General features: G+C 74.3%; 3 protein-coding genes and 1 pseudogene. 2 read left to right on the plus strand and 2 right to left on the minus strand.

What is annotated here, in order from left to right; all coding sequences use genetic code 11:
- Nucleotides 1–112 precede the first annotated feature (112 nt).
- Both ABT048_RS39555 and ABT048_RS39560 read left to right on the plus strand, forming a co-directional pair.
- Nucleotides 113–571 carry a hypothetical protein gene (locus ABT048_RS39555; protein ID WP_350526489.1) on the plus strand — a complete coding sequence of 153 codons (459 nt, stop codon included), beginning with the start codon at nucleotides 113–115 and terminating at the stop codon, nucleotides 569–571.
- A 229-nt stretch (nucleotides 572–800) separates the two neighbouring features.
- Complete coding sequence (locus tag ABT048_RS39560) at nucleotides 801–2,174, plus strand: FAD-dependent oxidoreductase (protein ID WP_350526490.1); 1,374 nt, start codon at nucleotides 801–803, stop codon at nucleotides 2,172–2,174.
- A 27-nt stretch (nucleotides 2,175–2,201) separates the two neighbouring features.
- On the opposite strand, the pseudogene ABT048_RS39565 reads toward ABT048_RS39560, so the two are convergent.
- Together ABT048_RS39565 and ABT048_RS39570 are read right to left on the minus strand one after the other, a co-directional pair.
- Nucleotides 2,202–2,906: pseudogene (locus ABT048_RS39565) on the minus strand (DsbA family oxidoreductase); the annotation flags it as partial.
- 82 nt (nucleotides 2,907–2,988) lie between these two features.
- Complete coding sequence (locus ABT048_RS39570; RefSeq protein ID WP_350526491.1) at nucleotides 2,989–5,673, minus strand: MXAN_6230/SCO0854 family RING domain-containing protein; 2,685 nt, start codon at nucleotides 5,671–5,673, stop codon at nucleotides 2,989–2,991.
- Nucleotides 5,674–5,911: the final 238 nt, after the last annotated feature.

Genomic DNA, 5,911 nt, shown 5'->3' on the forward strand with positions numbered 1-5,911 from the left:
TGCAGGGGGGACCCTGTGGGAGAGTAGGACGCCGCCGAACAATCATTGCTGAAGAACCCCCATCCGGATTCCGGATGGGGGTTCTTCGCGTTTCCGGACTAGCCTGACCGGCATGGACGAGACGGACGGGTTCGACGCCCGGTTGCACAGCGCCTGGGAGTGGTGGGATGCCGCCATCGAGGATGCCCAGGAGGGGCGCTGGACCCGTACGACGCTTGAACGCCGGGTCATGGACGACATCGCCGTCGCGACCCCGGCATATGTGGACCCCTCCACCGAACTCCCCTGGAGCGTACGGCTCGGCCGTCTCGCTGCCTGGGCGGAGGTGCTCCGCGTCGCGGCCCGGGCCGGCGGCTGGGAGCTCGTGTCCGTCACCGGTGTGACGCCGCCCCGGCCGGCGGGTATGGCCGAACTGCTCTCTGCCATCCACGCGGTGGGCGAGCAGGGCGAGATCTGGCTGCGGCGGCTCCCCCTCGACGGCCCGCCGACGTCCCGGGCGGTCCGCGGCTTCGAAGCGTTCCTCTTCGGCCCCGGCGCCGCCGACGACCTCCGTCAGTTCTTCTACGACTGAGACCCGCGCCGTGGTCTGCCGCGGCGACGATCGAATGACGACCGAATGCCGGACGGAGCCACCGTTGCCCTTGGCGCCTGCGGCCGGATTTCCTTGTCCTGCTTGACCGTTGACCTCCGACGCGTGATCCGGCCGGCACCCGTCGGACGCGTTGCCGGCGGCCGCGCTTGGCGATCGAAGATCATCGAGCGGTAGTCTCCCTCCGCAACACGACGCGAAGGGGAGTTCGATGGCGCGGGTTGCGGTGATCGGTGGGGGTACCAGCGGGCTGGGGACAGCGCTCATGCTCGGTCGACAGGGCCACACGGTCACGTTGTTCGAGCAGGACGCGCGCGAGGCCGGAGACGACCTGAACCAGGACTTCTTCCACTGGAACAGGCCGAGGGTTCCGCAGGCCGTCCAGCCCCACTCGTTCCTCGCGCCGGTGCGTACCGTCCTGCGCGCCGAGGCCCCGGATGTCCACGCGGACCTGCTGGACCGCGGGGCCCACGAGTACCACGACTTCGACTGGTTCGAGGAGCGTCCGCCGCACCGGGCGGGGGACGAGGACCTGGTGACCCTGCGCACCCGGCGCATCGTGCTGGAGGCCGCCCTGGCCGCGGCCGTGCGGCGGGAGCCCACCGTCGAGATGCGGTCGGGCTGCCGGGTGAGTGCCCTCACTTTCGGGGAGGGCGGCCCCGCCCGGGTCACCGGGGTCCGGGTGGGCGCGGAAACGCACCGGGCGGACCTCGTCGTCGATGCCTCCGGACGTCGCTCGCCGGTTCCCGCCTGGTTGGTCGCGGCCGGTTGCCGCCCGCCGGTGGTCGAAAGCCACCGCACCGGGATCGCCTACCTGAGCCGCTGGTACCGCTTGCGCGCCGAGGGCCCGCGGGACGCGGGGCGGGTGAAGAACGGCTCGGCCGCAGCGTTCGCGTTCGCCGGTGTCTTCCCTTCCGACAACGACACCTTCGCGGTGAACGTGATGCTCTCCACGGCGGATCCGACCCGCGGCGCGCTCACCGACCCCGCCGTGTTCGAGGCCGTCGCCCGCCGCTTCCCCGCCACCGCCGCCTGGCTCGACCTGGCGGCCGAACCGCAGTCGGCCGTCCTGGCGATGGCCGGCCTGGACAACCGCTGGACCGCCCTCGCCGACGAGGACGGCCCGGTCGTCACCGGCCTGGTCAACGCCGGCGACAGCCTCGTCCACACCAACCCCACCCTGGGCCACGGCGTGGCCCTCGGCCTGCTCGCCGCCCAGTACCTGGCCACCCATGCCGACCGGATCGCCGCGGACCCGACCGACTACCACGCCTGGACGACGCAGGCGCTCCGCCCTTGGTTCGACGCGCAGGTGACGGCCGACCGGGCCAACGAGCAACGGCTCGCCGAGGGTTCGACCCTCCCGGAGCGACGGGCGGCCGCCGTGGCCGCCTGCGCCTTCGACGACCCGGTCGTCATGAGGGCCCGGGCCCAGGTGCGCCATCTGGTGCGGACGGCGGACGAGGCCTACGGCAGCGAGGAGGTGGACCGGCACGTCACCGCCTGGCTGGCTGCCCGACCGGACTTCACGCCGGAGCACGACGGTCCGACCCGGGCCCAGTGGGAGGCGCTCATCCCGGCCTGAGCGCCGGAGCAGGCAGTCGGGCCCGTGCTACTCCTTCGGCGCGAGCGGCGTCAGCGGCGTCAGCGGCACGGTGACCCGGCTCTCCCAAGCCTGCTCCAGCGCGCGGGTGAACGTTTCCGCAGGCTGGGCACCCGAAACGCCCAGCCTGCGGTCCAGGACGAAGAAGGGCACACCCGTCGCCCCCATCGCGCTCGCCGTCGTCTCGTCCTCGCGGACCGCCTCCGCGTACGCCTCCGGGTCGGCCAGCACGGCCGCCGCCGCCTGGCCGTCCAGCCCGGCCTCGACGGCCAGCTCGACCAGCCGGCCCTCCTCGAACGCCGAGCGTTCGTCGGCGAAGTTGGCCCGGTAGAGCACGTCCAGCAGCTGGGCCTGCCGACCGTGTTCCTCGGCGAAGTGCAGCAGGCGGTGCATGTCGAACGAGTTCGCCGCGTCACGCCCCTCGCTCAGGTACGGCAGCCCCTCCGCGCGTGCGTTCTCGGCGATCCGCGCCTCCGCCGCCGCGGCCTGCTCCAGGCTCATCCCGTACTTGGCGGCCAGCAGCGGCACGACCGGACGGGCCTCGTGCGGCGCACGCGGGTCCAGCTCGAAGGAGCGGTGGACGACCTCGATCTCCTCGCGGTGCGGGAACGCCTCCAGGGCCCGCTCGAACCGCGCCTTGCCGATGTAGCACCACGGGCAGTTGATGTCGCTCCAGATCTCGACGCGCACGGCGCTGCTCTCCTTCCCTCGCGCAGGCCCTTCCCGCGTCGATCTCCGGCGTCAACGCGGTCCGGAGCCTGAATATTTCAGGACAAGAAATATTCAGGCTCCGACGTCACGGCCGAGGCGCCAGCCCGGCCACCAGGTCCCCGGCGGTCAGCCGCTCCAGCTCCTCGGCCACGGCATCCACCGGCCCGGGGTACAGCCGGTACAGCGCGCCGGACAGCTGCTCCGGCACCGGCACGTCCCCGTCCACCAGCGCGACGAAGGCGCGCCCGCCGTTCGGAAGCCGGGCCGTCCCGGTGCCGTCATCGTCCCGGAGCGCCCGCAGCCGTGCGGCGAACGAACCGAGGTCCTCGCCTTTCCGCCGGCGCCACCGCCGCACGGGGCCGCCGTCGCGTCCGCGCACGTGCACCACGTCGGTGCCGGCCGCCGCCCGGGCGCAGGCGACGTCCCACAGGGTGGCCCGGTTCTCCGGGCCGAAGTGGGCGAGCACGTCGCGGCTGAGCGCGCCGACCTCGGCCTGGTGCCGGTACACGCTGTGGTAGCCGCCGTCGGCGCCGGTGTTGAGGTCCGTCCAGGTGTACCGCCGCTCCGCCAGGTCGACGATCATCGGCACGGACACCTTGGCGTCGCCGACCAGGTCCAGCCGCTGCCGGACCGTCCGCGGGTGGTAGTGCGCCCCGCCGGACGGTGTCGCGCCGAGGTCCATGAAGCCGGCGAAGGCCTCGGTCAACTGCTCGAAGGCGACGTCGTTGTAGCTGAACACGATCACCACGGCGTACCGGGCGCCGCCCGCCGCCAGCCGGGCGACGTCCAGGTCGACGAACTCCGTCGCGCCGTTCGGCGGCGGTGCCGAGACGTAGTCCCCCGAGTGCACGGCGGCCCGGTCGCCGTGCACCAGGTTGGTGAAGTCGCACAGCCCGCTGAACCGCCACTGTCCGTCGTACAGGGCGACCGAGAGGTCGAGGTCCACCCGCAGGTGCTCCGGCTGCATCCAGTGCACGAACAGCCGCAGCCGCTCGCCCTCCGGCAGCCGCTGCCGACTGCCCCGCGGCACGCAGACCAGCGTCTTGGCGGCGGCCCGCTCGGCGAACGGCGCGACCAGGTCGACCAGTCCCTCGTCGAGCAGCGCCAGGTCGTACCGCTCGCCGCCGGCGCTCCGCCGCAGCAGCTCCTGCTCGATCAACGCGCAGACGGGAGAGCTGAGTTCGGCGGGCACCACGGTGCCGTGGTCCTCCCGGGCGTGCGCCAGCGAGACGGTTCCCCGGGGGAAGTAGAGCCGTCGCTCGCCTGCCGTACGGGCCCCGCGCAGCCGTCCGTACGCGCCGAGCAGCGGCCCGGGCGCGACCCGTTCGAGCGCGCCCGCGACCGCTTCCAGCAGCTCCGGGGGCAGCGGGGCACCGGGCGCGCGGGTGGCGTGCACCCGCAGCACGTGGTGCAGCCGGCGGACCAGCTCGCCGGGGCGGCCGGCCAGGACGCGGACCGCGCGGACGGCGTCCCCGGCGGCCAGCAGGGACTCGACCCGCCCGGCGAAACCGGTGAACGCCAGCCGGGTGCGTTCCCGGCCCGGCTCCCCGCCGGTGACCACGCGCAGCGGCGCGGGCGGCTCGGCGAACTCTCGGCCGACCTCGTGCGTGCGCAGGTCAGTCTCCCGCAGCAGCACGAACGCGGCCGTCACCGCGGGGAAGTGCCGCCGGTACTCGTACGGGTGCAGCAGCTCGCCCGCGCGCAGCCAGGCCGAACGGTGGCGGCGCAGGTCCTCGGCGAGGGCGACGGGGGAGAGGCCCTCCAGGACCTCCAGCAGGCCGCGGCGCAACGGCCGGGGCAGGTTGCGCAGTCGCAGCCGCCGCGCGGTGGCGGGCAGCAGGTCGGGCTCGGCGCCGGACCACGCCCAGAGCAGCCGCAGCACATCGGTCGCGGTGTCGACCCGCTCGGCCAGGACGGGCAGGGCGTCCGCGCCCCCGCGGCGCAGCAGGGCGGCGAGCACGGTGGCCTTGGTCTCGCGCAGCGGGATCCGCTCGGGCAGGCGCTGCGGCAGGTCCTCCGGTGCGTGGGCCAGCAGCGCGGCGAGGTCGTCCCGGTCCTGCGGGGAGAGCGGGGTGCGGCGGGCCAGCAGCCGGTGGAACTCGGCCATGGCGCCGGTGACCTGGTCCTCGGCGATCAGTCGCAGCGGGCGCAGGGCCTGGCGGCCGCCGAAGTCCTCGGCCGCCCTTCGGCCGACCGTGCTGTCCTCGCCGAGGTAGGTGCCGGCGTCCAGTGACGTGCCGCAGACCGGGCACCGCTCGCCCCGCCCCTCCTCGGCCAGCCCGTCGTGGCAGGGGGCGCAGAGCAGGTGCGCGCACGGCGCGAGTGCGCCGATGCCGACCTGGGAGCCGCGCCGACCGCAGTGAGCGCAGGGCTGGTTGGGCTGGTTGAGCAGGAAGGCCCGGATCTGCCGGGTGTAGAAGACGTGCGCGTGGTCGGGCACGGCGTCCGGGAAGCGGCGGAACAGCGGGACGTGCTCGCGGTCCGCGCCCAGCAGGTGGTCGATCCTGGCGAGCAGCCCGTCGCCGAGTTCGGCGAGCCGGACAGGCGTCAAGCGGGCCAGGGCGGCACGCAGCCGGCCGGTCAGGACGTAGCCGCGCCGGACCAGATCGGCGTCGAGGGCCACCAGTCCCCGGGCGCTCCACGGGTCGGCGGTGGGCAGCAGCTCGCCGGGGGCCACACAGACGGCGCCGCGCCGGCGGAGAAGGAAGGAACCGAGATCGAGATCGACGTCGACGTCGACGTCGAAGGGAGCCGCGATGGCTCGGGGCATGCGGAGAGATCCCCCCACGGAGGCGGAAAGAAGAAAGGGGGCGGAGAGGGGGCGCGCTACAGGGTCCGAGGAAGGATGAGAAGGAAGCGCGTCGCGGAGCCGCCGACGTGGTCACCATAGCCGGGTCCTGCCGCGCCGCCCACCGATTATTTTCGGCCGCTCCGGAGTGGGGGGGGGGGGCCGGCGCCCGCCCCCCCCCCCCCCGCGGCGGGGGGGGGGGGCGCCGCCGCCCCCCCCG

The sequence above is a fragment of the Kitasatospora sp. NPDC096140 genome (genome assembly GCF_040303045.1).
Lineage (GTDB): Bacteria > Actinomycetota > Actinomycetes > Streptomycetales > Streptomycetaceae > Kitasatospora.

What these genes read in the sequence shown, in the direction of transcription:
- ABT048_RS39555 (WP_350526489.1), top strand. Translation starts at nt 113, where the DNA reads ATGGACGAGACGGACGGGTTCGACGCCCGGTTGCACAGCGCCTGGGAG.
- ABT048_RS39560 (WP_350526490.1), top strand. Translation starts at nt 801, where the DNA reads ATGGCGCGGGTTGCGGTGATCGGTGGGGGTACCAGCGGGCTGGGGACA.
- ABT048_RS39570 (WP_350526491.1), bottom strand. Translation starts at nt 5,673, where the DNA reads ATGCCCCGAGCCATCGCGGCTCCCTTCGACGTCGACGTCGACGTCGAT.